The following is a 21,842-nucleotide window of genomic DNA, read 5'->3' on the forward strand; positions in this document are numbered from 1 at the left end:
AACCAGCCCGTCCCGATGGTCGCAGTGTTCGTCGGGCTAGTCTGGCAATCATGAACGAGTGTCCGCATGTTCCCGAGCTGCCGGTGCCCGAGCCGGAGCCGAGATACGACACCTGCCGGGAGTGCCTGGCCGTGGAGAGCCACCCGGTGCAGTTGCGGCTGTGTCTGTCCTGCGGGCATGTGGGCTGCTGCGACTCATCGCCGTTCCAGCACGCCACCGAGCACTACAAGGAGACCGGACACCCCGTGATGCGCAGCTTCGAGCCCGGCGAGAGCTGGCGCTGGTGCTACGTGGACCACATGATCCTCTAATGACTGCCGCATCGCAGGTGCGGCCCGCTAGCCTTACTCATGATCCGAACAGCGATGCCTTCAGCGGGGAGAGGGCCGGAAAGGAGCCTGTCACCAGCGGTTCCTTCAACGAGGCGACATCTCTTTCGAATTGAGACCGCAGACCTCTAGCCACTGTGCGTACTCATGTGCTTACACTGAGTGATATCGAGGACCTTCGGGTCGGCGTTCACCCATGACGGGGGCCGTGCTTCGTCCGGGCGACACCGAGCCGCAGATCGCGATAGCGTCGCAGCCGAACCACGTGCCGCGTCGGTCCGTACCCCCTCCACCATAAGGGCTCACGACCGGCGCTCCAATCAGCTCAGCTCAATCAGCTTGTGTCACCTTGGAGGTGAGGGTGTCCCAGATCGCAGGCGAGCCCGGGACCCAGGACTTCGTAGAAGTCCGGCTGCCCGCTGAGGGTGCCTACCTGTCGGTGCTGCGGACGGCCACGGCCGGCCTGGCAGCCCGCTTGGACTTCACCCTCGACGAGATCGAGGATCTGCGCATCGCCGTCGACGAGGCGTGCGCGATCCTGCTCCAGCAAGCCGTGCCCGGCAGTGTGCTGAGCTGCGTCTTCCGCCTGATCGACGACGCACTTCAGGTGACCGTCTCGGCTCCGACCACCGACGGGCGCGCCCCCGAGCGCGACACCTTCGCCTGGACAGTGCTCTCCGCGCTCGCCGGCAAGGTCGACTCGACCGTCGCCGAAGACCGCACGGTCAGTATCAGCCTGTACAAGGAGCGCGGCGCCGGCCCCGGACAGCCGTGAAGGAAAGGGGGGCTCCGTGAGCACCGCATCATCGCGGGGAGTGCGTACCCCGGCCATCCCGCACCCGCCGGCCCAGCCGCATCCCGCGGACCCGGAGGCGGCAGGAGATCGACCAGAGCGGGCGGACCACATGGATCAGCATCACCACGAGCGGCGCGAGCAGCCCGATCCGCATGATCGCAGCGGAGCGCGGGCGATGTTCGTCGAGCTGCGCAGCCTTCCGGAGGGCTCCACGGCCCGCGCCGAGCTGCGCAACAACCTCGTGCGGATGCATCTGCCGCTGGTGGAGCACCTGGCGCGGCGTTTCCGCAACCGCGGCGAGCCGCTGGACGACCTCACCCAGGTCGCCACCATCGGATTGATCAAGTCCGTGGACCGGTTCGACCCGGACCGCGGTGTGGAGTTCTCGACGTATGCGACCCCCACGGTCGTCGGCGAGATCAAGCGGCACTTCCGCGACAAGGGCTGGGCGGTGCGGGTGCCGCGTCGGCTGCAGGAGCTGCGGCTCTCGCTGACCACGGCCACCGCCGAGCTCTCCCAGCGGCACGGCCGCGCCCCCACGGTCCATGAGCTGGCCGAGCATCTGAGCATCTCCGAGGAGGAGGTGCTGGAGGGCCTGGAGTCGGCCAACGCGTACAGCACGCTGTCCCTGGACGTGCCGGACACGGACGACGAGTCCCCGGCGGTCGCGGACACGCTCGGCGCGGAGGACGAGGCGCTGGAGGGCGTCGAGTACCGCGAGTCGTTGAAGCCGCTGCTGGAGGATCTGCCGCCGCGCGAGAAGAAGATCCTGCTGCTGCGCTTCTTCGGCAATATGACCCAGTCGCAGATCGCGCAGGAGGTCGGCATCTCCCAGATGCATGTCTCACGGCTGCTGGCCCGCACCCTCGCACAGCTGCGGGAGCGGTTGCTGGTGGAGGAGTGAGAGCAGCGGGGTGAGAGCAGGGGTCAGGCGTCGCGCGGGCCGATGCCCAGGGCCTCCGTCGCCGTCGGGTTGATCAGCAGCGCCAGGACGGCGAACGCCGCGACGGCGGTGGCCACCCCGACGGCGATCAGCCCGCCGCCGTTCTGCACCAGCGTCCAGGCCACGGGCAGCGCCATCAGCTGAGTGATCATCGCGGGCCCGCGGCTCCACCGCCGGCGCTGCCACAGCCCGCGCGCCGCGGCCAGCGGCAGCGCGGCCAGCGCCAGCACGGTCACGCCGAGCATTTCGGCCTGCTGAGGGCTGTCCGGATCCCCGGTCAGCCCCATGACCAGTACGTACACCCCCAGGCCCACCAGCACCACGGCCTCGGCGGCGGCCAGCATGGCGGCGGCCGTGATCCGGGTCGGGCGCGGGCCGGACGGGGCCTCGTCGGCGGGGACGGCCTTGGGAGCCTTGGTCTCCCCGGTCCCCTTGGCCTGGGCGGTCGGCTTGGCCGTCGTCGCCCCAGGAGTCTCCCGAGGAGCCTTGGGAGCCGTCGGAGTCGGCTTCGCCGTCTTCGCGGCCCTGGCCTTCTTGGCGGAGGCGGACTTCTTACTGCTCACCCCAGCAGCGTAGCCGCCGCCCGCCCGGGCCGGGGCCAGGCCGCGATTGCGGCCGATTCACCCTTAGTGGGTAGGCTGCTGAGCATGCGCGCGCTCATCGTGGTCAATCCGGCAGCAACCACCACCAGTGCCCGCACCCGCGACGTCCTGATCCACGCGCTCGCCAGCGATCTGAAGCTGGACGTGGCGACCACGGAGTACCGGGGGCACGCCCGCGACCTGGCCCGGCAGGCCGCGGAGGGGGGCACACACGAGCTGGTCGTCGCCCTCGGCGGTGACGGCACGGTCAACGAGGTGGTCAACGGGCTGCTGCACCACGGCCCCGATCCGGACGGACTGCCCCGCCTGGCCGTCGTGCCCGGCGGCTCCACCAATGTCTTCGCCCGCGCCCTCGGCCTGCCCAACGACGTCGTGGAGGCCACCGGCGCCCTGCTGGACGCGCTGCGGGACGGCACCGAGCGCACCGTGGGCCTCGGGCTCGCGGGGGGCACCCCGGGCACCCCGGACGAGTCTGTGCCGGCCCGCTGGTTCACCTTCTGCGCGGGCTTCGGCTTCGACGCGGGCGTGATCGGCCGGGTCGAACAACAGCGCGAGCGCGGCAAGCGCTCGACCCATGCGCTTTACATACGCCAGGTGATGCGTCAGTTCCTCGGCGATCCGCACCGCCGGGAGGGGACCATAACCCTCCAGCGGCCGGACGAGGACCCCATCGAACGACTGGTGCTGGCCATCATCTGCAACACCGTCCCCTGGACCTTCCTGGGCAACCGCCCGATCTACGCCACGCCGCGCGCATCCTTCGACACCGCCCTTGACGTGCTTGGACTCTCCAAACTGTCCACCTCGGCGGCCACCCGCTACGCGACCCAGCTGCTGACCTCCAGCCCCGATCGAGGGCCCCGCGGCAAGCACGCGACCTCCCTGCACGACCTGACGGACTTCACCTTGCAATCGCAGGCGCCACTGCCGTTTCAGATGGACGGTGACCACCTGGGACTGCGTACGAGCGTGACGTTCACAGGCGTACGCCGTGCACTGCGTGTGATTGTGTGAGTGAGACCGCAAAAAGTCCTTCCAGTCGAACGTTTAGCCTGGCTTCCACCCCCCGGAAGTAGGGCTGTGACAGAGCCGACACCAAGGAATCAAAAAAAACTTTCCGGAAGGGGTTGTATCCGCCGCCGAGGTTTGCGAATCTCTTCTTGGCGATCGGGACGGCCTCCAGAAGGCCCCCTTGAGAGTCCGAATCCCCTTCCTCAGTCCACGGGACCGCACCAGCCCCAACTGGTTGACGTCCCTACCCTTGTCGAGGGGTTCGTGAAAGCGTTCACATTCACAAGCAATCCGCAAGCAACACGAGGAGATGGAGCAGCCATGGACTGGCGTCACAACGCCGTTTGCCGCGAGGAAGACCCCGAGCTGTTCTTCCCCATCGGCAACACCGGTCCTGCGCTGCTGCAGATCGAGGAAGCCAAGGCCGTCTGCCGCCGCTGCCCCGTCATGGAGCAGTGCCTGCAGTGGGCGCTTGAGTCCGGCCAGGACTCCGGCGTCTGGGGTGGACTCAGCGAGGACGAGCGCCGCGCGATGAAGCGCCGTGCCGCTCGCAACCGGGCACGCAACGCCAGCGCCTGACGCCCACACCCCGTGGCCCCCGAGCCGCAGCGCGCAGTAACCCCGATGCGCACAGCAACGTGAGCTTTGAGCCCCGGACCACTCCCGGTCCGGGGCTCAGTGCTGTGCTCACCATGTGAGCGGCATGCTCACTATGCGAGTGGGTGTGCTCAAGGTCTCACGCCGTCTTACGCGACCTCACCCGGGAATCAGCACCCGGTCACCGGATCAGTGCTTCTCCACCCGTACCGGGATGTCCAGGACGACTCGGGTGCCGCGCTCGGGCGCGGGCACCATGTCGAACGTCCCGCCCAGCTCCCCCTCCACCAGCGTGCGTACGATCTGCAGGCCGAGGTTGCCCGCCCGCTGCGGGTCGAACCCCTCGGGCAGCCCGCGCCCGTCGTCCTCGACGGTGACCAGCAGCCGCCCCTCCCCATCGGGGGCGGAGCGCACCGCCGTCACCTCGACCGTGCCCTGCTCCCCCGGCCCGAAGCCGTGTTCCAGCGCGTTCTGCAGCACCTCGGTCAGCACCATGGACAGCGGGGTGGCCACCTCGGCCTCGAGGATGCCGAAGCGGCCGGTGCGATGGCCGGTGACCTTGCCCGGGGATATCTCGGCCACCATGGCCAGGACCCGGTCGGCGATCTCGTCGAACTCGACCTGCTCGTCCAGGTTCTGGGACAGCGTCTCGTGCACGATCGCGATCGAGCCGACCCTGCGTACCGCCTCGTTGAGCGCGTCCCTCCCCTGGTCGGAGTCCATCCGGCGGGCCTGGAGGCGCAGCAGGGCCGCCACGGTCTGGAGGTTGTTCTTCACCCGGTGGTGGATCTCCCGGATGGTGGCGTCCTTGGTGATCAACTCGCGCTCGCGGCGCCGCAGCTCGGTGACGTCCCGAAGCAGGACGAGCGAACCGATGTGGGTGCCCTTGGGCTTGAGCGGGATGGCTCGCAACTGGATCACCCCTTCGTTGCCCTCCACCTCGAACTCGCGCGGCGCCCAGCCGCTCGCCAGCTTGACCAGCGCCTCGTCCACCGGCCCGCGTACGGGGGCGAGTTCGGCGGTGGTCTGGCCGAGGTGGTGGCCGACCAGGTCGGCGGCCAGGCCGAGGCGGTGGTAGGCGGACAGGGCGTTGGGGCTGGCGTACTGGACGACGCCGTCCGCGTCGAGCCGGATCAGCCCGTCGCCCGCGCGGGGCGAGGCGTCCATGTCGACCTGCTGCTCGGGGAAGGGAAACGATCCTGCGGCGATCATCTGGGCGAGGTCGGACGCGCTCTGGAGGTAGGTGAGCTCGAGCCGGCTGGGCGTCCGTACGGTCAGCAGATTGGTGTTACGGGCGATCACCCCGAGCACCCGGCCCTCGCGGCGGACCGGGATGGACTCGACCCGGACCGGGACTTCCTCCCGCCACTCGGGGTCGCCCTCCCGGACGATACGGCCCTCGTCGAGGGCGGCGTCGAGCATCGGGCGGCGGCCGCGCGGGGCGAGGTGGCCGACCATGTCGTCCTGGTAGGAGGTGGGCCCGGTGTTGGGACGCATCTGGGCCACCGATACGTAGCGGGTGCCGTCGCGGGTGGGGACCCAGAGGACGAGATCGGCGAAGGAGAGGTCGGAGAGCAGCTGCCACTCCGATACCAGCAGGTGAAGCCACTCGAGGTCGGAGTCGCTGAGTGCGGTGTGCTGGCGTACGAGGTCGTTCATGGAGGGCACGTTGTGAGCCTACCCGGACGTGGGATTCAGCCTTTCCGCGCAGAGCCGTGGACAGGCGAGAGTGGTCTAGTCCAGAATAGGGCGCACTGCGATCTTCCGCCCTCCCCGCACAGGAGGGTGGATCGAGGCACACGGGGTGCTCTGCCCTGACCGCTCCGGGGGCCTCAAGTCGGCCGACTGCGGCCGATGCAACTCCGGGCTGCGGTGCCGGGTGGGTTGAGGGTCCCGCCCTGGCGCCGCGGCCCGCGGGTGCCTCCCCTTTTTCGCCGCCCTCGCACTGCTCTGCCCCAGGGGCCTCCCAGGCTTCGGGCGGCTGGTCGGCCTCCGGCCGACATCCCTCCCCCACTCCCCCAACGCAAGGCTCCCGCGCTTCGCGGGGAAGCGCGGGAGCCGGTGGGGGGTGGCGGCTCGTATGTGGCGGCCTCAGAGCCTCAGCGGGTCTCGGTCACCTTCGCCAGTGCCCGGGGCGCGACCAAGTTCTGATGGCCGCCCTCGCATTGCTCGGCCCCGGGGGGCCTCCCAAGCTTCGGCCAGCCGGCCGGCCTCCGACCGGCACCATCGCTCACCTGGTCTCCGTCACCTTCGCCAGGGCCCGGGGCGCATCGGGGTCCTGGCCTCGGGCGATGGTCACTTCGTAAGCGAGCAGCTGGAGCGGCAGGATCTCCAGGATCGGCTGGACCTCCTCGGCCACTCCCTCCGTGGGCAGTGCGAAGCCCGCCGAGGCCCGGTCGACCTCGGCCTGGGGGCCGATGACGACCAGGTCCGCGCCGCGGCCGCGCAGCCGCTCCAGGACCGGCTGGAGCGCCTGGCCGCCCTTGCCGTCGGTGACGATGGCGATCACCGGCGAGATGTTGTCGACCATGGCGAGCGGGCCGTGCAGCAGATCGGCGCCCGAGTAGGACAGCGCCGGGATGTAGCTGGTCTCCATCAGCTTCAGCGCGGCCTCCTTGGCCGTGGGGTAGCCGTAGCCGCGGGAGGTGATGACCATGCGCTCGGCGAAGCGGTAGCGGCCGGCGAGCTGCTTGACCTCGTCCTTGCGGTCCAGGATCTGCTGGGCCAGCTCGGGGAGGACCTTGGCGGCCGCGCCGTCGCCGCCGCGCAGGCCCTCGACGAAGAGGTAGAGGGCGAGCAGTTCGGCGGTGTAGGTCTTGGTCGCGGGGAGCGCGTTCTCCGGGCCGGCCAGGACGTCGATGTGAAACTCGGAGACGGCGGCCAGCGGGGAGTCGGGGTTGTTGGTGACCGCGAGGGTGATCGCGCCCGCCTCGCGGGCGGCCTCGGTGGAGGCGACCAGGTCCGGAGAGCCGCCGGACTGGCTGACCGTGATCACCAGTACGTCGGTCAGGTCCTGCTCGGCGCCGTACGCGGTGGTGGTGGACATGGAGGTGAGGCCGCACGGCTTGCCCAGCAGGACCTCGATCAGATACTTCGCGTACAGCGCCGCGTTGTCGGATGTGCCCCGCGCGGTGAGGAGCACGAAGCGCGGGTTGCGCGCGGCGATGTGTTCGGCGATCTCGCGGATGCGGGGCGCGCCCTCGTCGAGGATCCGGCGCAGCACCGCGGGCTGCTCGGCCATCTCCCCGGACATGATCCGGCCCGGCTGGTCGCTGTGCTGGGCCGGAGTCGTGGCGGACATGCTGGGTGCCTCCAGTTGGCTGTGCTGTGCTGTGCCCGCGGTGCGGGCCGAGCCGGGTGGTGGCGTCATCCCCCGGCCACGCCGCCGGTGATGACCTCCGCGGCGGCCAGCCCACAGACCCGGGCGGCGCCGTGAGTCGCGATGTGCAGCGCCCCGGTCGGCGGCGCCTGGGGCACGCCCATCTCGACGACGACCGTGTCCGGCCGGGCGGCGAGCAGGGTGTCCAGGGCATCGGCCATCCAGGGGTGGCGGTGGACATCGCGTACCACTGCGACGATCCTACGGTCAGCCGCCTTCCCGAGTACATTTGCGATCAAGGCGGGCACACCGTCGGCCATACCCTCGATGTCACGCTGGCCATAGGTGGCAGTGCCAGTGCCGGGCAGCAGCCGGGCCAGTTCGGCGGCGACGCCCCAGGGGGTCTCGTCGCCGACGGCGATATTGGCCATGGGGGTGAAGGCGGCGACGAACGCGGGCCCGGTGGGCGGCTCGTACGGCTGGTCGCCCGGGGTGACGCGCAGCGCCCGGCGGGCGGCGCGCAGCCCCGCGTCGGGGGCGGGCGCGATCCCCTCCGCCGCGCCCGGCCCTCCGGCCTGTCGCGCCCAGTCGCCGAGGGCGCGCACCCGGGCCGCGGCGTCGGCGAGCCGCGCCTCGGGCAGCTCCCCGGCCCGTACCGCGGCCACCAGCGCGTCGCGCAGCCGTACCACGGTGTCCTCGTCGCTGAGTCCGCCGCCGACGCAGATCGCGTCGGCGCCCGCGGCGATGGCGAGCACGCTGCCGCGCTCGATGCCGTACGCGGCGGAGATGGCCTGCATCTCCATGCCGTCGGTGACGATGAGCCCTTCGAAGCCGAGGCCGCCCTCGCTGACGGGGGCGCGCAGCAGGCCGTGCAGCGCGGCCGGGCTGAGGGTGGCGGGCAGGCCGGGGTCGAGCGCGGGCACCAGGATGTGGGCGCTCATCACGGCCTTGGTGCCGGCGGCCACGGCGGCCCGGAAGGGGATCAGTTCGCGGGCGGTGAGGGTGTCGAGGTCGGCGTCGATGCGCGGCATGGCGTGGTGGGAGTCGACGGCGGTGTCGCCGTGCCCGGGGAAGTGCTTGGTGCAGGCGGCGACCCCGGCGCCCTGGAGGCCCCGGATGTACGCGGCGGTGTGGCGGGCCACGAGCTGCGGGTCGGCGCCGAAGGCGCGTACGCCGATGACCGGGTTGTCGGGGTTGGAGTTGACGTCGGCGGACGGCGCCCAGTCGAGGTTGACCCCGCAGGCGGCGAGCCGGCGGCCCATCTCGCGGGCCACGGCCTGGGTCAGGGCGGTGTCGTCGACGGCGCCCAGCGCCAGGTTGCCGGGGAAGGAGGAGCCGGTCCGCACCTCCAGCCGGGTGACGTCGCCGCCCTCTTCGTCGATGGCGACGAGCAGGTCTTCGCGCTCGGCCCGCAGCTGGGCGGTGAGGGCGGCGAGTTGCTCGGACGAGTTGATGTTGCGGCCGAAGATGCCGACGGAGCCGAGTCCTTCACCGAGCCGCCGCAGCACCCAGTCGGGCGCGGTGGTGCCGGTGAAGCCGGGTTGCAGAACCGCCAGGGCGTCCCTGGTGAGGGTGTCCAAGCCGCGTGCGAGGGTCGTCATGGAGAAAGATCATCCCTTCACAGCGCCGGAAGTGAGACCACCGACCGCCTTGCGTTGCAGGAACAGGAAGAGAAGCAGGATGGGAATGGCGAACAGCGAGGCGGCCGCCATGGTGGCGCCCCAGTCGTCGCCGAAGTTCGTCTGGAACTTGGACAGCCACAGCGGCAGCGTCTGGGCCTCGGGATCCTTGTTCAGGATGAGTACGAGCGGGAACTCGTTCCAGGCCGTGATGAAGCCGAACAGCGAGGTGGCCATCAGTCCGGGCGCCAGCAGTGGGAAGATCACCCGGATGAACGCCTGCGGCCGGGTGCAGCCGTCGACCATCGCGGACTCCTCCAGCTCCTTGGGCACGGCGGCGACATAGGAGCGCAGGGTGAGGATGGTGAAGGGCAGCACCATGACCATGTAGAAGAGGGTCAGCGGGACCAGGCTGTTCAGCATCTCGCCATCGCGGATGATCATGTAGATCGCGATCACCATGACCTCCCAGGGCGCCATCTGGGCGATCATGAACGTCACCAGGAAGCCGCGGCGGCCCTTGAAGCGCATCCGGGCGAGGGCGAAGGACGCGAGGAGCGCGAGCACCAGGGAGAGCGCCACCGCCGAGACGGTGACGGTCAGGGAGTTCCGCACCAGGGTCCAGAAGTTCTCGGCGTTCGTCGCCGTCTTGAAGTGCTCGAAGGTGGCGTTGGCCGGGAACCACACCGGGTCCTCGGAGATGATGTCCGAGGTCGGCTTGAGGGCCGTGCTGAACATCCAGTAGACGGGGAACACGAAGGCCACAAAGAGGACGATCGCCGCCGCATTGGGCCACAGCCGCCCTGCCGCCGAGCGTTTCACAGCTCGCCCCCCTCATCCTTCTCTTGTTTGAGCACGATCCGAAGGTAGTAGGAGGTCAGGGCCAGCAGGATCACGATGGTCAGCAGCGAGATCGCCGCGCCCATGCCGTAGTGCTGATTGCCCACGCCCTCGATGAACGCGTAGACGGGAAGGGTTTCGGTGAGCCGGTCGGGGCCGCCCTCGTTGATCGCGAAGACCTGCGGGAACGCCTTGAAGACCCAGATCACCTCCAGGAAGACCGTCGCAAGGAGGAACGGCTTGAGGAAGGGCAGGGTCACCGAGGTGAAGGAGCGCCAGGCCCCGGCGCCGTCCAGCGCAGCCGCCTCGTACAGCTCCTTGGGGATCGTCGTGGTCGCCGCGTAGAGGTTGATCGCCACGAAGGGGATCGACTGCCAGACGATGAGGACGGTGATGACGAAGAAGGTCGAGAACTGGCTGCCAGTCCAGTTGTAGTCGGCCATCGAGTGCCAGCCGAGCTTGTCCAGCACCCAGTTGACCACCCCGAAGCGGGCGGCGAACAACCACTGGTAGACGGTGGTCGCCGCGATCGGCGGCATGGCCCAGGCCAGTACGAGACCGGTCGACAGCAGCAGCCGCATCTTCGTCCCGAGCCGGGCGAGCAGCAGCCCGATCAGCGTCCCCAGCACCATGATCAGCACGACGTTGACGGAGGTGAAGACCACCGATCTGGCCGTGACCCGCCAGAAGTCCTCGCTGGTCAGCGCCTCGCGGTAGTTGTCGACGCCGTTCCATTCGGTGAGGTGCTGGATCAGCTGCCGCATATTGAGGTTCTGGAACGACAGCATGCCGTTCTTCACCAGCGGCCAGCCCAGCAGCACCACGGTGGCGGCCAGCGCGGGCAGAAGCAACAGATAGGGCGCGGTGCCGATGAGCCGGCCGCGCCCCGGGGGCGTCCCGCGGCCCGTACCCGTACGGCCCGGCGGCGCCCCGCGCCCGGGGACCCCGGCCGCCGCGGGGCGGCCGGGGTCCTTGCGTGTGGTGCGTGTGGTCGCTACAGCCATCGCCGTTACTGCTCCTGGCTGAGGCGCTTGTTCATCTCGTCCTCGACCGACCTGGCCGCGTCCGTCGGGGACTTACCCTTCAGCACGGCGGTCATATAGGCCTTGATCGGGTTCGGGGCGTTCTCCACCGGGGCCCACTCGGGGATCAGCGGGGTGGTGCCGCCGCCCGCGACGGCGGGTGCCGCCGCCTCGGCCGCGGCGTTGCCCTTGAGCTGGGACTGCAGCGACTCCTTGTTGGGGATCACGCCGCCTTCCTTGGCCAGCTGCCCCTCATAGGTGTCCGACAGCGCGATCTTCAGAAACTCCTTGGCGAGTTCCTGCTTCTTGCTGCCCGCCGCGACCGCGAGGTTGGAGCCGCCGAGGAAGACGCCCTCCGGCTTGTCGGCGGTCTCCCCCGGGATGGTGAAGTAGCCGATGTCCTTCTCGATCTTCGGGTTGGCCTTGATCGCGGTCGCCGCCTCCCAGCCCATCCCGATGAAGGCGCCCGTCTTGCCCTTGGCGAAGACCTCGGCCTGCTGCGGGGTGGCCTCGTCCTTGTCCTTGGGGGCCTTGCTGAAGGACTGGTACTGCTTGTAGATGTCCATGGCCTTGGCGACCTTGGGGTCGGCGAGGTTGGAGACCCACTTGTCGCCTTCCTTCTTGACGAGGTCGGCACCGGTGCCGATGGTCAGCCCGTCGAAGAAGTACCAGTTCTGGCCCGGCAGATAGATCGGCTCGGCGTCCGTCTTCTTCTGGATCGCGTTGAGATCCTGGAAGAACTCGGTCCGGGTCTTGGGGGTGTCCTTGATCCCGGCCTCCGCCCAGATCTTCTTGTTGTAGAGCACCACGCGGTTGGCCGCGTACCACGGGGCGGCGTACTGCTTGCCGTCGTAGACCGCGGACTTGTTGAGGGAGTCGGCCCAGTCAGCGCCGACCGACTCCTTCAAGTCGGTCAGCTCGGCGAGGCCGCCGGTCTGGGCGTACGCCGGGGTCTGGGTATTGCCGATCTCGATCACGTCCGGCGGATCGGACTCGGAGAGCGCGGTGGTCACCTTCTGCTGAATGCCGTTCCACTGCTGGACCTCCAGCTTCAGCTTGGCACCCGTCTTCTTCTCGAACGCCGCCTTGACGTCTTTCGTCCAGCCGTCGGGGGTGGACCCGTCCATCGCCCATACGGTGAGCGTCTCGCCCTTGAAGCCGTCCGCTCCGGTCTTCTCGTCGTCATCGCCGGACCCGCAGGCCGCGACGGTCACCAGCATTGCCGCGACACCCGTCGCCGCTATCAGCCCACGCTTCACAGCACACTCCCCAAAGGACCGGAAGACAGGTTTAATGGTTTAGACCAGTGCCCGCAGCTTGGCCTAGACCTTTGGGGGTGTCAAGGGTGTCCAAGAGCCGCCATCGGCTCCGTTACCGGACCGACACCTGACGACATACGGGCTGAGCAGCCGCTTACGGCCGAGGCCGTGCCACGATGTGAGCCGCTGAAAACGGAGGAGCCGGTGACGGCAGCAGACCAGGGGTCGGAAAGGCGCGCGATGGAGACCGAGGGGGCAACGGCGGCGGCCGCAACGGGGACGACAGCCACCACAGCCACGACAGCCACAACCGAGGGCGGCACCCGCTCCGCCCACGGCTCCGGCAGCAGCGCCGGGAACAACACCGGGACCAGCACCGGGAACAGCTCCGGCGGGACCCGCACCGCGCGCGTGCCCAAGTACTACCGCCTCAAGCGGCACTTGCTGGAGATCACCGAGACCCTGCCACCCGGCACCCCGGTCCCTCCCGAGCGCACCCTCGCCTCCGAGTTCGACACCTCCCGGACCACCGTGCGGCAGGCGCTCCAGGAGTTGGTCGTCGAGGGGCGGCTCGAGCGGATCCAGGGCAAGGGCACCTTCGTGGCCAAGCCCAAGGTCTCCCAGGCGCTCCAGCTGACCTCGTACACCGAGGACATGAAGGCCCAGGGCCTGGAACCCACCTCCCAGCTCCTGGACATCGGCTATGTCACGGCCGACGACCGGCTCGCCGGGCTCCTGGACATAGCGGCCGGCGGCCGGGTGCTGCGCATCGAGCGGCTGCGGCTGGCCAGCGGCGAGCCCATGGCCATCGAGACCACCCATCTGTCGGCGAAGCGCTTCCCCGCGCTGCGCCGCAGCCTGGTCAAGTACTCCTCCCTGTACACGGCCCTGGCCGAGGTGTACGACGTCCATCTCGCGGAGGCCGAGGAGACCATCGAGACCTCACTGGCCACCCCGCGCGAGGCGGGGCTGCTGGGCACGGACGTCGGGCTGCCGATGCTGATGCTCTCGCGCCACTCACTGGACGCGGCGGGCGAGCCGGTGGAGTGGGTGCGGTCGGTCTACCGCGGGGACCGCTACAAGTTCGTGGCCCGGCTCCAGCGGCCGAACGGCTGAGCCCGCGCCGCCGCAGCCACGCCCGAACGGCCGGGCGCACGCCGTCCGAGCCACGGCCGACGTCCTTATCTTTCCCATACCGATATACGGACGGGTAGTGACGTCCGCCTGACCTCTGGCTTAGATTTCCTGCGCATTAAGCAAATGATCAGTCACTTACGCAGCTTACGCAGGTGCTCAGCCGCGGGACGGAGCAGCCGCCAATGTCAGGAACATCCGGTACGCAAGGCAGGAGACCGGTCGTCACGCCCTCGCGCGTCGTGGCCGGCCTGTGCCTGATCGCCCCCTTCGTGGCGATGCTGTGGGTCGGCTCGTACGCCAAGATCGAGCCCACCTTGATCGGCATCCCGTTCTTCTACTGGTACCAGATGCTCTGGGTGCCCGTCTCGGCCGCGCTGACGACGGTCGCGTACATCCTGGTCCGCCGTGAGAAGCGGGCGCTGCGCGCGGCGGAGCAGGCGCAGAAGGGAGGTGCGGCGGAATGAAGGACGTCAACGGCGTCGCACTCGCCGTCTTCATATTCTTCTTCGTGGCCGTCACGGTCATGGGCTTCCTGGCCGCGCGCTGGCGGCGGGCCGAGAACGCCAACAACCTCGACGAATGGGGTCTGGGCGGCCGCAGCTTCGGCACCTGGATCACCTGGTTCCTGCTCGGCGGCGACCTCTACACCGCGTACACCTTCGTCGCCGTCCCGGCGGCCATCTACGCGGCGGGCGCGTCCGGCTTCTTCGCCGTGCCGTACACCATCCTGGTCTACCCGCTGATCTTCCTCTTCCTGCCCAAGCTCTGGTCGGTATCCCATAAGCACGGGTACGTCACCACCTCGGACTTCGTCCGCGGCCGCTTCGGCTCAAAGGGACTGTCGCTGGCCGTCGCGATCACCGGCATCCTCGCCACCATGCCGTACATCGCCCTCCAACTCGTCGGCATCCAGGCGGTGCTGGACGTGATGGGCGTCGGCGGCGGCGAGAACACCAACTGGTTCATCAAGGACCTGCCGCTGCTGATCGCCTTCGGCGTGCTCGCCGCGTACACCTACTCCTCGGGTCTGCGCGCCCCCGCGCTCATCGCGTTCGTCAAGGACACGCTGATCTACATCGTCATCGCGGTGGCGATCATCTACATCCCGATCAAGCTGGGCGGCTTCGACGACATCTTCGCCAAGGCGGGCGACTGGCTGGGCGGGACCAACCCGAAGACCGGGGCTCCACGCGGCGCCCTGGCCAGCGGCGAGAAGGCGCAGTGGGCCTACGCCACGCTCGCCATCGGCTCGGCGCTCGCGCTGTTCATGTATCCGCACTCGATCACCGCGACGCTCTCCAGCCGCAGCCGCGAGGTGATCCGCCGCAACACCACGATCCTGCCGCTCTACTCCCTGATGCTGGGCCTGCTGGCGCTGCTCGGCTTCATGGCGATCGCGGCGGGCGTGGAGGTGGACAACAACCAGCTCGCCATCCCGCAGCTGTTCGAGGACATGTTCCCGGACTGGTTCACCGGCGTCGCCTTCGCCGCCATCGGCATCGGCGCCCTGGTCCCGGCGGCCATCATGTCCATCGCCGCGGCGAACCTGTTCACCCGCAATATCTATAAGGACTTCATCCGGCCCAACGCCACGCCCGAGCAGGAGACCAAGGTCTCCAAGCTGGTCTCGCTGCTGGTCAAGGTCGGTGCGCTGATCTTCGTCCTCGGCATGGACAAGACGGTCGCGATCAACTTCCAGCTGCTGGGCGGCGTCTGGATCCTCCAGACCTTCCCGGCCCTGGTCGGCGGCCTGTTCACTCGCTGGTTCCACCGCTGGGCGCTGCTCGGCGGCTGGGCGGTCGGCATGATCTACGGCACCTGGAAGGCGTACGACACCCCGGCCGCCACCCAGAAGCACTTCGGCAACGTCGCCGAGATCCCCGGCATCGGCGAGATCGGCTACATCGGCTTCACCGCCTTTGTGCTCAACGTCGCCGTGGTGGTCGTCCTCACCTTCGTCCTGCGCGCCCTCAAGGCCCCGGACGGCATCGACGAGACCTCCCCCGCCGACTACCAGGCGGACTCGGGCGACCCGGGCGTCCAGACCGAGCTCCCCCCGGCCACGGCGGGCGCGCCCGGCGGCCACTGACGCCTCGGCTTCTTCACGCCTCGGCTTCTTTCGACGGGCCGCCCCCTCCCCACCACGGGGGAGGGGGCGGCCCGTTCGTATGCGTGCAGACCGGCTGTGCAGCCGTCAGCCGGGTGAGGCATTGTGCCCGTCGGTGGTGGGCGGCGCGTGGAAGGCCGCGGTCAGGAAGGTGACCAGCCGCCCGGCGTCGTCGCCCGCCGGCGCCACGATCTCGGCGGCGCCGCCCGGGTGGAGATCGCCGAGGGCGCTCGACTGATACAGGCCCAGCAGTCCGACCATGGCACGGAAGCGGAACGCGACCTCCGTCGCGGGTAGTTGAGGCAGCGCGGCCCGCAGCGCGTCGAGGTACTGCCCCTCCGCCGGGCCGACCTCCGCGGCGAAGAGGCGCCGGATCGCGGGGTCGGGCTCGGAGATCACCTGGCCCAGGAACCTGGCGACGGCCGCACCGCGCTCCCCGCTGCGAGCCACGAGCCGGGCGCCCGTCGTGACGAAGGCGCCCACCAACTCCTCCACGGTGGGCTGCCGGTCGCCGGGGGCGCGCAACTCCTCCAACAGACGCAGACGCTCGCCGTTGACCGCGGCCATGGCGCGCTCGACGACCGCGCGCAGCAGCCCCTCCTTGGACCCGAAGTGGTAGTTGACCGCGGCCACATTGGCCTCGGCCGCGACCGTCACCGTCCGCAGCGAGGTGGCGGCGAAGCCGTGCTCGCCGAAAAGCCGCTCGGCGGCGTCGAGGAGACGGTCCCGGGTCGGGACGGGCTGAGGCTCATTCATCGGCACCAAAGTAAAACGAGCGCTTGATTCAAGCAAGCGGTCCATGCTCCACTTGAAACGATCGTTTGAAACGTCCAATTGAAACGCTCGCTTAAACGGAGTGATCGCCATGCACCAGTCCACGGCCCCGCCAGTCGCACCGCCACGCCCCGGCGCCGCCCAACGGACGGCCGTCCTGACGGTGATGTGCCTGGCCCTCGCCGTCGTGGTCGGGATGCTCGCCTCGCTCCTGGTGGCCGTACCCGACATGGCCCGCGACCTGCGGGCCACCGAGTCCGAGCTGCAATGGATCATGAACGCGTACGGTGTGGCCTTCGCCGGTCTGCTGCTCCTGGGCGGCGCCCTCGGCGACCGCTACGGCCGCAAGGGCGTCCTGCTCGCGGGCCTCGGCCTCTTCGCGCTGTCCTCGGGCGCCGTCGTCTGGACCGACGATGTGAGCCTGGTGATCGGCCTGCGCGGCCTGGCGGGCGTGGGCGCGGCCTTGGTCATGCCGATGACCCTGTCGATCATCACCCATGTCTTCCCGCCCGAGGAGCGCGGCCGCGCCGTCGGCATCTGGTCCGGCGTCAGCTTCGGATCCGGCCTGCTCGCCGTACTGCTGGCCGGGGGCCTCCTGGAGGCGTACTCCTGGCGCTCGGTGTTCCTGACCAACGCCCTGCTCGCCGCCCTCGCACTCGTCGTCGCCGCCGCGATCGCCCCGGCCTCGAAGCAGTCGGAGCCGTCGCGGCTCGATGTCGTGGGCGCCCTGCTGTCGGTGGTCGGCATCGGGGCGCTGGTCTTCGGCATCGTGGAGGGCCCGGAGCTCGGCTGGTCCGACGGCGCGGTGATCACGGGCTTCGCCCTGGGCGCCCTCGGGCTCGCGGCCTTCGTCGGCTGGGAGCTGCGGACCGCGCACCCGCTGCTGGACGTACGGGTCTTCCGGCTGCCGGGCGTCTCGGCGGGCTCGCTCATCATCACGGCCGAGTCGATCGCCATGTTCGGCTTCTTCTTCCTCGGCCTGCAGTATCTGCAGCAGATCCTCGGCTACTCCCCCATACGCTCCGGGCTCGCCCTCGTCTCCATGGCCCTCGGCGCGATCCTGTTCTCCCCCGTCGCCCCCGGATTCGCCAAGCGGTACGGCATGCGCGCCGTGATGGGGGTGGGCATGGCCCTGATCGCGGCCGGCCTCGGCGTCCTGGCCGCCACGGTCGACGGCGGCGGCCTCTGGCCCTTCCTCGCCAGCACCACCCTCCTCGGCGCGGGCATCGCCTTCGCCGCGACCCCCGCCACCGAGGCCATCGTCGCCGCACTGCCACCCGAGAAGCAGGGCGTCGCCTCCGCGCTCAACGACCTCACCCGCGAACTGGGCGGAGTCCTCGGCATCGCCGTCCTCGGCAGCGTCTTCAACAGCACCTACCGCTCCGACGTCGCCGATCCGACCCACGGCCTGCCGACCGAGGCGGCGGACGCGACCCGCGACTCCCTGGCCGGCGCGCTACGCACCGCCGCCGAACTGGACGGCCGGACCGGAGCCCGGCTGGCCGACGCGGCCCGCGAGGCGTTCAACAGCGGCATGGCCAACGCGCTGCTCGGCGGCATCGCGGTCGTCGTCCTGGGCGCGGTCTCGGCGGTGGTGCTGCTGTCGCGGCGCGCGCGTAGTTGTCACAGCGGCGACAAGGCGTAGCCGCTTGGCGGCACATGGCGTTTCCGGTGCTGTGTGCCGCCACGGCTGGCAGCATGAGAATCATGGATACGATCAGCAACGCTGAGATCCTCGCAGAGATCGCTGGCGGCCTCGACGACTGGCGCAAGCTCGCTCAGCCTCTCGCTGCTCGCTACCGCGCCACAGACGCCGTGGTCGGCGTCGCGTTTGTGGCAGCGGTTGCGCGGGCGGCAGCCGCCGCCCGCTACGACGTACCGGAGATCAGGCTGGGGCACGGAGTCATCGACGTGACCCTGTTCAGCGTCGACGAGGCCGGTGCCCGGAGGGTTACCGCCAAGGACCTCGAACTGGCCGGCGTCATCACCGGGCTTGCCCGCGAGTTCGACCTGACTGCCGTCCCCGGCGAGGTGGCACAGCTTGAGCTTGCCCTCGACACCGCTGACGATTCGGCAGCGGGCCCCTTCTGGGCGGCGTTGCTGACAGGAGACGCCACCCACACGGTGTTCGACTCGGTCTTCGACCCGACGAACCGTGTCCCCAGTGTGTGGTTTCAGCAGACCGACAGGCACCCGACCCCACGCCAACGCTGGCACATGGATCTGTGGCTGGCCCCCGAGGTGGCGGGCGAGCGCATCGCGGCCGCCGTCGCCGCAGGTGGCACCTTGGTCGACGACTCCCAGGCCCCGTCGTTCACCGTGCTCGCCGATCCAGAGGGCAATAACGTCTGTATCTGCACCGCTCTCGAACGCGATTAGACGGCGCGCTGCGTCACGGGCCGCGGCCGTGAGCCGCGCCGTTCAGCTCGGACCCGGGCGCGTGGCGGCCGCGGCGGCGACAGCAACGGCGAGTGGGTCGTGTGAAGGGCGGTCGAGCAGGTCTTGAAGATCCGTACCGGTGTTGCCCAGGAAGCCGTGGCGGATGCTGGTGGCGATCGAGGAGAGCATCGGCGGCTGGAACGGCAACAGTCCAGGGGCGTCCAGGAGCCTGCGCCGGTATTCGCCCAATCCGATGGTGCGGTGCGCCACTCCAAGGCCATCGGCGACAGCGGGCGCCGTGATCGGCACGCCGACGAGGTCGTAGACGCGCTCACCGTGTCGCTCCGGATCGCCCGCGACGATCGCCGCCACGTCGGCCAGGTCCTCACGCGCCACGGCGGACAGCGCGCCCTCACCGAACGCGGACTCCACCGCATCGCCGTTCCACATCAAGAGGGCGCCGAAGAGTTCGGCGTACAGGCCGTTGCGCAGGATCGTCCAGCTCAAGCCACTGCCCCTGACCAGTCGCTCCGTCGCGCGATGCGCCGGCGCGAAGCCGAGGTGGTCGCCGGCGCCGGTCAGGCTCGTGTAGATGACGTGCTTGACGCCGTCGCGGGCGGCGGCGTCCAGCACCGCCGCATGCCGACGGATGACCTGATCGTCCTCCGCGTAGCCCGCGGAGACCAGCACGAGCGTCGAGACGCCGGTCAGGCCGATGCCGGACGGCTGGTCGAAGTCGAGGAGCCGTACTCCTTCGCCCGGCGTACGGCTGCCGCCGATCGCCTCCACACCGCGGGCACGCAGCGCCGCGAGGGTGAGTGAGCCGAGGTTTCCGTTCGCGCCGGTCACCAAGATCATGGGGCCGAAGCCTCCTTCGTGGTTCTCGTCAGTAACTACGATCGGATCCTGACCCGCCCGCAAATCGGCCACAAGAAGGCACTTCGATGTCACTCACGCACACCGGTGTAACCGCTGAGCCCGCCGAACTCAGCCCCTGCGGCCAGAAGGACCACCCCGACTGCGGCATCCGGGACGTACTGGACCGGGTCGGCGACAAGTGGTCGGTCCTCGTCATCGTCGAGCTCGCCGGCGGGCCACGGCGCTTCCGAGAACTGCAACGCGCGATCGACGGCATCTCCCAGCGCATGCTGACCCTCACGGTGCGCAGACTGGAGCGCGACGGGCTCGTCCTCCGCACCGTGTACCCCACGGTCCCCGCCCAGGTCGACTACCGCCTCACCGAAACCGGCGCGAGCCTCACCCACCTGATCAGGGCTCTCGCCGAATGGTCCCTGGCCCACCGACCCGTCATCGCCGAAGCCCGAAGCGAGTACGACCGGACGCACCCCGACCACGACATGCGGTAACCGGGCTCTGTCAGGTGAGGAAGGTGACCGTCTCGGCAAGTGGGGCTCGGTCCGTTCGGGCACAACGCGTGGTGGTGTCCTCGGCTCCGATCGACACACCGCAGAACAGGATGAGCCCTTCCGGGGGTGACACGACCTCCGCGACCGTCCCGCGGTACACCGACCACGCCATCTGCGCACAGCTGTGCAGCCCCTCGGCACGGAGCAGCAGCATGATGGTCTGCAGATACATGCCGACATCGGCCCACTGGGCCGTGCCCATGTCGCGGTCGATGTAACAGAGCAGAAGAGCCGGTGCGCCGAAGCAGTCCCAGTTCGCGGCAATGGCCCTCTGGCGTGCCCGCTCGTCCTCCCGGGGCACGCCGAGCGCGGCGTAGCGCTGCTCGGCGGCTGCGGCCCGGCGCTCGCGGTACGGACTCCCGAGCTCGGCCGGATACATGGCGTATTCGCGCTCGTCCCCGGGATCGCCCGAGGCCACGCGCTCGGCGACGCGCTTTTTGAGCTCGGCCAGCGGCGCCCCGGTCAGCACATACGCGTTCCACGGCTGGAGGTTCCCCCCGGACGGCGACCGGGCAGCGGTGGACAGCACACGCTCCAGCACCTCCCTCGGGACGGGCTCGTCCGTGAACCCGCGGACCGCCCGTCGGCTCGCAACCGCCTCGTAGAAGTCCAAGTGCCATGACCTCCCATGTCGTCGGACTCCTCTACGGTGTTGACGATCAGGTACGGGGAAAGGTGACCGGTGCACGCACAGGACGGGCTCGCCGACAGTTTCGAGACGCATCGCGACCGTCTGCGCATGGTTGCCTACCGCATGCTCGGCTCACTCAGCGAGGCGGACGACGCTGTTCAGGAAGCGTGGCTGCGGCTGGTCCGCGGCAACACCGACAACGTGGACAACCTGGGTGGCTGGCTGACGACGGTCGTGTCCCGGATCTGCCTCGACATGCTGCGCTCCCGTGAGTCACGGCGAGAAGAACTCGCGGGCCACCAGCTGCCCGACGAGCGCCCTGACCCCGATCAGAGCGGCGACCCCGAGCAAGAGGCGTTGCTGGTCGACTCGGTCGGCCGCGCGCTGCTGATCGTGCTGGACAGGCTGGGCCCCGCGGAGCGGGTCGCCTTTGTGCTGCACGACATGTTCGCCGTGCCGTTCGACGAGATCGCGCCCATCGTCGATCGCTCCCCGGCCACCGCCAAGAAGCTCGCCAGCCGCGCGCGCGGCAAAGTGCGGGGGGCTCCCGCGCTTCCCAACGTGGAGCTCGTCCGGCAGCGGCGTGTGGTGGAGGCGTTCCTGGCCGCTTCGAGGGCCGGCGACATCGACGGGGTGCTCACGGTCCTGGCCCCCGATGTCATACGGCGGGCCGACCGCGCCGCCCTTCCCGCAGGCAGGCCGACCGAGGTCCGTGGTGCGCGGGCCGTGGCGGAGGAGATCGCCGCCTTCGGCCGGAACTCCCGTTTCGCGGAGCCGGCGCTTGTCAACGGCGCCGTGGGAATCGTGGTCGCGCCGTGGGGCCGGCTGCGGCTCGTCCTCGCGGTCACCGTTGTCGGCGAGCGGATCACCGCGTACGAGCTGATCGCTGATCCGGCCCGGCTTCACCAGCTCGACCTGACCGTCCTCTCCCCCGCCTCCTTGTAAAAAAACGTTTGATGTAGAGCAAGCGATTTTTTTATAAGGGGGTTGGGGGAGGGGCTTGCATCGTGCAGCCGCCCAACCGTTCAGCCACCACCTCGACAAGGCGTA

The 21,842-nt window shown here is 69.6% G+C and carries 22 protein-coding genes; 12 read left to right on the forward strand and 10 right to left on the reverse strand.

The annotated features are described in order from the left end of the window. Window positions 1–50: 50 nt before the first annotated feature. From ACH4U7_RS26905 to ACH4U7_RS26915, 3 genes are all read left to right on the forward strand, one after another. A complete protein-coding gene (locus ACH4U7_RS26905) occupies window positions 51–311 on the forward strand; it encodes a UBP-type zinc finger domain-containing protein (protein ID WP_398530402.1) in 261 nt (86 codons plus the stop codon). 379 nt (window positions 312–690) lie between these two features. Then, on the forward strand, window positions 691–1,104 hold the full coding sequence (locus ACH4U7_RS26910) for an anti-sigma regulatory factor (protein WP_089511125.1): 414 nt from the start codon (window positions 691–693) through the stop codon (window positions 1,102–1,104). Window positions 1,105–1,144: 40 nt separating this feature from the next. Next, window positions 1,145–2,029, forward strand: a complete 885-nt coding sequence (locus ACH4U7_RS26915) for an RNA polymerase sigma factor SigF (protein WP_398530659.1) — start codon at window positions 1,145–1,147, stop codon at window positions 2,027–2,029. 23 nt (window positions 2,030–2,052) lie between these two features. Here ACH4U7_RS26915 and ACH4U7_RS26920 read toward each other — a convergent pair whose 3' ends face one another. Continuing rightward, entirely contained in the window at window positions 2,053–2,631 is a 579-nt protein-coding gene (locus ACH4U7_RS26920) for a hypothetical protein (RefSeq protein ID WP_398530403.1), read from the reverse strand. An 84-nt stretch (window positions 2,632–2,715) separates the two neighbouring features. Here ACH4U7_RS26920 and ACH4U7_RS26925 point away from each other — a divergent pair, with 84 nt between their 5' ends. Together ACH4U7_RS26925 and ACH4U7_RS26930 are read left to right on the forward strand one after the other, a co-directional pair. Continuing rightward, entirely contained in the window at window positions 2,716–3,684 is a 969-nt protein-coding gene (locus ACH4U7_RS26925; RefSeq protein WP_398530404.1) for a diacylglycerol/lipid kinase family protein, read from the forward strand. Window positions 3,685–4,002: 318 nt separating this feature from the next. Then, window positions 4,003–4,260, forward strand: coding sequence for a WhiB family transcriptional regulator (locus ACH4U7_RS26930; protein ID WP_003953983.1), 258 nt, complete (start codon window positions 4,003–4,005; stop codon window positions 4,258–4,260). A 207-nt stretch (window positions 4,261–4,467) separates the two neighbouring features. Here ACH4U7_RS26930 and ACH4U7_RS26935 read toward each other — a convergent pair whose 3' ends face one another. The 6 genes from ACH4U7_RS26935 to ACH4U7_RS26960 all read right to left on the reverse strand — a co-directional run bounded on the left by ACH4U7_RS26935 (window position 4,468) and on the right by ACH4U7_RS26960 (window position 12,337). After that, window positions 4,468–5,937 (reverse strand): sensor histidine kinase, encoded by a 1,470-nt coding sequence (locus tag ACH4U7_RS26935; protein ID WP_398530405.1) that lies wholly within the window; start codon window positions 5,935–5,937, stop codon window positions 4,468–4,470. Between the two features lie 571 nt (window positions 5,938–6,508). After that, on the reverse strand, window positions 6,509–7,579 hold the full coding sequence (locus ACH4U7_RS26940; protein ID WP_398530406.1) for an SIS domain-containing protein: 1,071 nt from the start codon (window positions 7,577–7,579) through the stop codon (window positions 6,509–6,511). Window positions 7,580–7,644: 65 nt separating this feature from the next. Then, the gene (locus ACH4U7_RS26945) at window positions 7,645–9,198 is read right to left on the reverse strand and encodes a glycoside hydrolase family 3 protein (RefSeq protein ID WP_398530407.1); all 1,554 of its coding nucleotides are present in this window, start codon (window positions 9,196–9,198) and stop codon (window positions 7,645–7,647) included. A gap of 9 nt (window positions 9,199–9,207) precedes the next feature. After that, window positions 9,208–10,038 carry a carbohydrate ABC transporter permease gene (locus ACH4U7_RS26950; RefSeq protein ID WP_398530408.1) on the reverse strand — a complete coding sequence of 277 codons (831 nt, stop codon included), beginning with the start codon at window positions 10,036–10,038 and terminating at the stop codon, window positions 9,208–9,210. Continuing rightward, window positions 10,035–11,060: a carbohydrate ABC transporter permease gene (locus ACH4U7_RS26955; protein ID WP_398530409.1), complete on the reverse strand. Its 1,026-nt coding sequence runs from the start codon at window positions 11,058–11,060 to the stop codon at window positions 10,035–10,037. Before ACH4U7_RS26955 ends, ACH4U7_RS26950 begins: the two co-directional genes overlap by 4 nt. Window positions 11,061–11,065: 5 nt before the next feature. Beyond that, window positions 11,066–12,337, reverse strand: a complete 1,272-nt coding sequence (locus ACH4U7_RS26960; protein WP_398530410.1) for an extracellular solute-binding protein — start codon at window positions 12,335–12,337, stop codon at window positions 11,066–11,068. A 240-nt stretch (window positions 12,338–12,577) separates the two neighbouring features. Here ACH4U7_RS26960 and ACH4U7_RS26965 point away from each other — a divergent pair, with 240 nt between their 5' ends. From ACH4U7_RS26965 to mctP, 3 genes are all read left to right on the forward strand, one after another. Then, window positions 12,578–13,453, forward strand: coding sequence for a GntR family transcriptional regulator (locus tag ACH4U7_RS26965; protein ID WP_398530660.1), 876 nt, complete (start codon window positions 12,578–12,580; stop codon window positions 13,451–13,453). Between the two features lie 203 nt (window positions 13,454–13,656). Continuing rightward, window positions 13,657–13,938, forward strand: coding sequence for a DUF3311 domain-containing protein (locus ACH4U7_RS26970; protein WP_398530411.1), 282 nt, complete (start codon window positions 13,657–13,659; stop codon window positions 13,936–13,938). Continuing rightward, window positions 13,935–15,563, forward strand: a complete 1,629-nt coding sequence (gene mctP, locus ACH4U7_RS26975; RefSeq protein ID WP_398530412.1) for a monocarboxylate uptake permease MctP — start codon at window positions 13,935–13,937, stop codon at window positions 15,561–15,563. Before ACH4U7_RS26970 ends, mctP begins: the two co-directional genes overlap by 4 nt. Window positions 15,564–15,668: 105 nt before the next feature. Here mctP and ACH4U7_RS26980 read toward each other — a convergent pair whose 3' ends face one another. After that, entirely contained in the window at window positions 15,669–16,337 is a 669-nt protein-coding gene (locus ACH4U7_RS26980; RefSeq protein WP_398530413.1) for a TetR/AcrR family transcriptional regulator, read from the reverse strand. Between the two features lie 109 nt (window positions 16,338–16,446). Here ACH4U7_RS26980 and ACH4U7_RS26985 point away from each other — a divergent pair, with 109 nt between their 5' ends. Both ACH4U7_RS26985 and ACH4U7_RS26990 read left to right on the forward strand, forming a co-directional pair. Continuing rightward, entirely contained in the window at window positions 16,447–18,000 is a 1,554-nt protein-coding gene (locus tag ACH4U7_RS26985) for a DHA2 family efflux MFS transporter permease subunit (RefSeq protein WP_398530414.1), read from the forward strand. Between the two features lie 62 nt (window positions 18,001–18,062). Then, on the forward strand, window positions 18,063–18,734 hold the full coding sequence (locus ACH4U7_RS26990) for a VOC family protein (RefSeq protein WP_398530415.1): 672 nt from the start codon (window positions 18,063–18,065) through the stop codon (window positions 18,732–18,734). 42 nt (window positions 18,735–18,776) lie between these two features. On the opposite strand, the gene ACH4U7_RS26995 is transcribed toward ACH4U7_RS26990, so the two are convergent. Next, complete coding sequence (locus tag ACH4U7_RS26995; protein ID WP_398530416.1) at window positions 18,777–19,592, reverse strand: NAD(P)H-binding protein; 816 nt, start codon at window positions 19,590–19,592, stop codon at window positions 18,777–18,779. A gap of 86 nt (window positions 19,593–19,678) precedes the next feature. Between ACH4U7_RS26995 and ACH4U7_RS27000 the strand changes: the two genes are divergently transcribed. Further along, entirely contained in the window at window positions 19,679–20,101 is a 423-nt protein-coding gene (locus tag ACH4U7_RS27000; protein WP_398530417.1) for a winged helix-turn-helix transcriptional regulator, read from the forward strand. A gap of 10 nt (window positions 20,102–20,111) precedes the next feature. On the opposite strand, the gene ACH4U7_RS27005 is transcribed toward ACH4U7_RS27000, so the two are convergent. Then, a complete protein-coding gene (locus ACH4U7_RS27005; protein WP_398530418.1) occupies window positions 20,112–20,774 on the reverse strand; it encodes a nitroreductase in 663 nt (220 codons plus the stop codon). A gap of 69 nt (window positions 20,775–20,843) precedes the next feature. Here ACH4U7_RS27005 and ACH4U7_RS27010 point away from each other — a divergent pair, with 69 nt between their 5' ends. Continuing rightward, on the forward strand, window positions 20,844–21,737 hold the full coding sequence (locus ACH4U7_RS27010) for a sigma-70 family RNA polymerase sigma factor (protein ID WP_398530419.1): 894 nt from the start codon (window positions 20,844–20,846) through the stop codon (window positions 21,735–21,737). The last annotated feature ends 105 nt before the right edge of the window (window positions 21,738–21,842 follow it).

Origin of the sequence: Streptomyces sp. NPDC020845 (assembly GCF_044334165.1) — a bacterium.
In the GTDB taxonomy this organism is placed as follows: domain Bacteria; phylum Actinomycetota; class Actinomycetes; order Streptomycetales; family Streptomycetaceae; genus Streptomyces.

What these genes read in the sequence shown, in the direction of transcription:
- ACH4U7_RS26995 (WP_398530416.1), bottom strand. Translation starts at nt 19,592, where the DNA reads ATGATCTTGGTGACCGGCGCGAACGGAAACCTCGGCTCACTCACCCTC.
- ACH4U7_RS26945 (WP_398530407.1), bottom strand. Translation starts at nt 9,198, where the DNA reads ATGACGACCCTCGCACGCGGCTTGGACACCCTCACCAGGGACGCCCTG.
- ACH4U7_RS26930 (WP_003953983.1), top strand. Translation starts at nt 4,003, where the DNA reads ATGGACTGGCGTCACAACGCCGTTTGCCGCGAGGAAGACCCCGAGCTG.
- ACH4U7_RS26940 (WP_398530406.1), bottom strand. Translation starts at nt 7,579, where the DNA reads ATGTCCGCCACGACTCCGGCCCAGCACAGCGACCAGCCGGGCCGGATC.
- ACH4U7_RS26955 (WP_398530409.1), bottom strand. Translation starts at nt 11,060, where the DNA reads ATGGCTGTAGCGACCACACGCACCACACGCAAGGACCCCGGCCGCCCC.
- ACH4U7_RS26965 (WP_398530660.1), top strand. Translation starts at nt 12,578, where the DNA reads ATGGAGACCGAGGGGGCAACGGCGGCGGCCGCAACGGGGACGACAGCC.
- ACH4U7_RS26905 (WP_398530402.1), top strand. Translation starts at nt 51, where the DNA reads ATGAACGAGTGTCCGCATGTTCCCGAGCTGCCGGTGCCCGAGCCGGAG.
- ACH4U7_RS26935 (WP_398530405.1), bottom strand. Translation starts at nt 5,937, where the DNA reads ATGAACGACCTCGTACGCCAGCACACCGCACTCAGCGACTCCGACCTC.
- ACH4U7_RS26980 (WP_398530413.1), bottom strand. Translation starts at nt 16,337, where the DNA reads ATGAATGAGCCTCAGCCCGTCCCGACCCGGGACCGTCTCCTCGACGCC.
- ACH4U7_RS26970 (WP_398530411.1), top strand. Translation starts at nt 13,657, where the DNA reads ATGTCAGGAACATCCGGTACGCAAGGCAGGAGACCGGTCGTCACGCCC.
- ACH4U7_RS26985 (WP_398530414.1), top strand. Translation starts at nt 16,447, where the DNA reads ATGCACCAGTCCACGGCCCCGCCAGTCGCACCGCCACGCCCCGGCGCC.
- ACH4U7_RS26990 (WP_398530415.1), top strand. Translation starts at nt 18,063, where the DNA reads ATGGATACGATCAGCAACGCTGAGATCCTCGCAGAGATCGCTGGCGGC.
- ACH4U7_RS26925 (WP_398530404.1), top strand. Translation starts at nt 2,716, where the DNA reads ATGCGCGCGCTCATCGTGGTCAATCCGGCAGCAACCACCACCAGTGCC.
- ACH4U7_RS27000 (WP_398530417.1), top strand. Translation starts at nt 19,679, where the DNA reads ATGTCACTCACGCACACCGGTGTAACCGCTGAGCCCGCCGAACTCAGC.
- mctP (WP_398530412.1), top strand. Translation starts at nt 13,935, where the DNA reads ATGAAGGACGTCAACGGCGTCGCACTCGCCGTCTTCATATTCTTCTTC.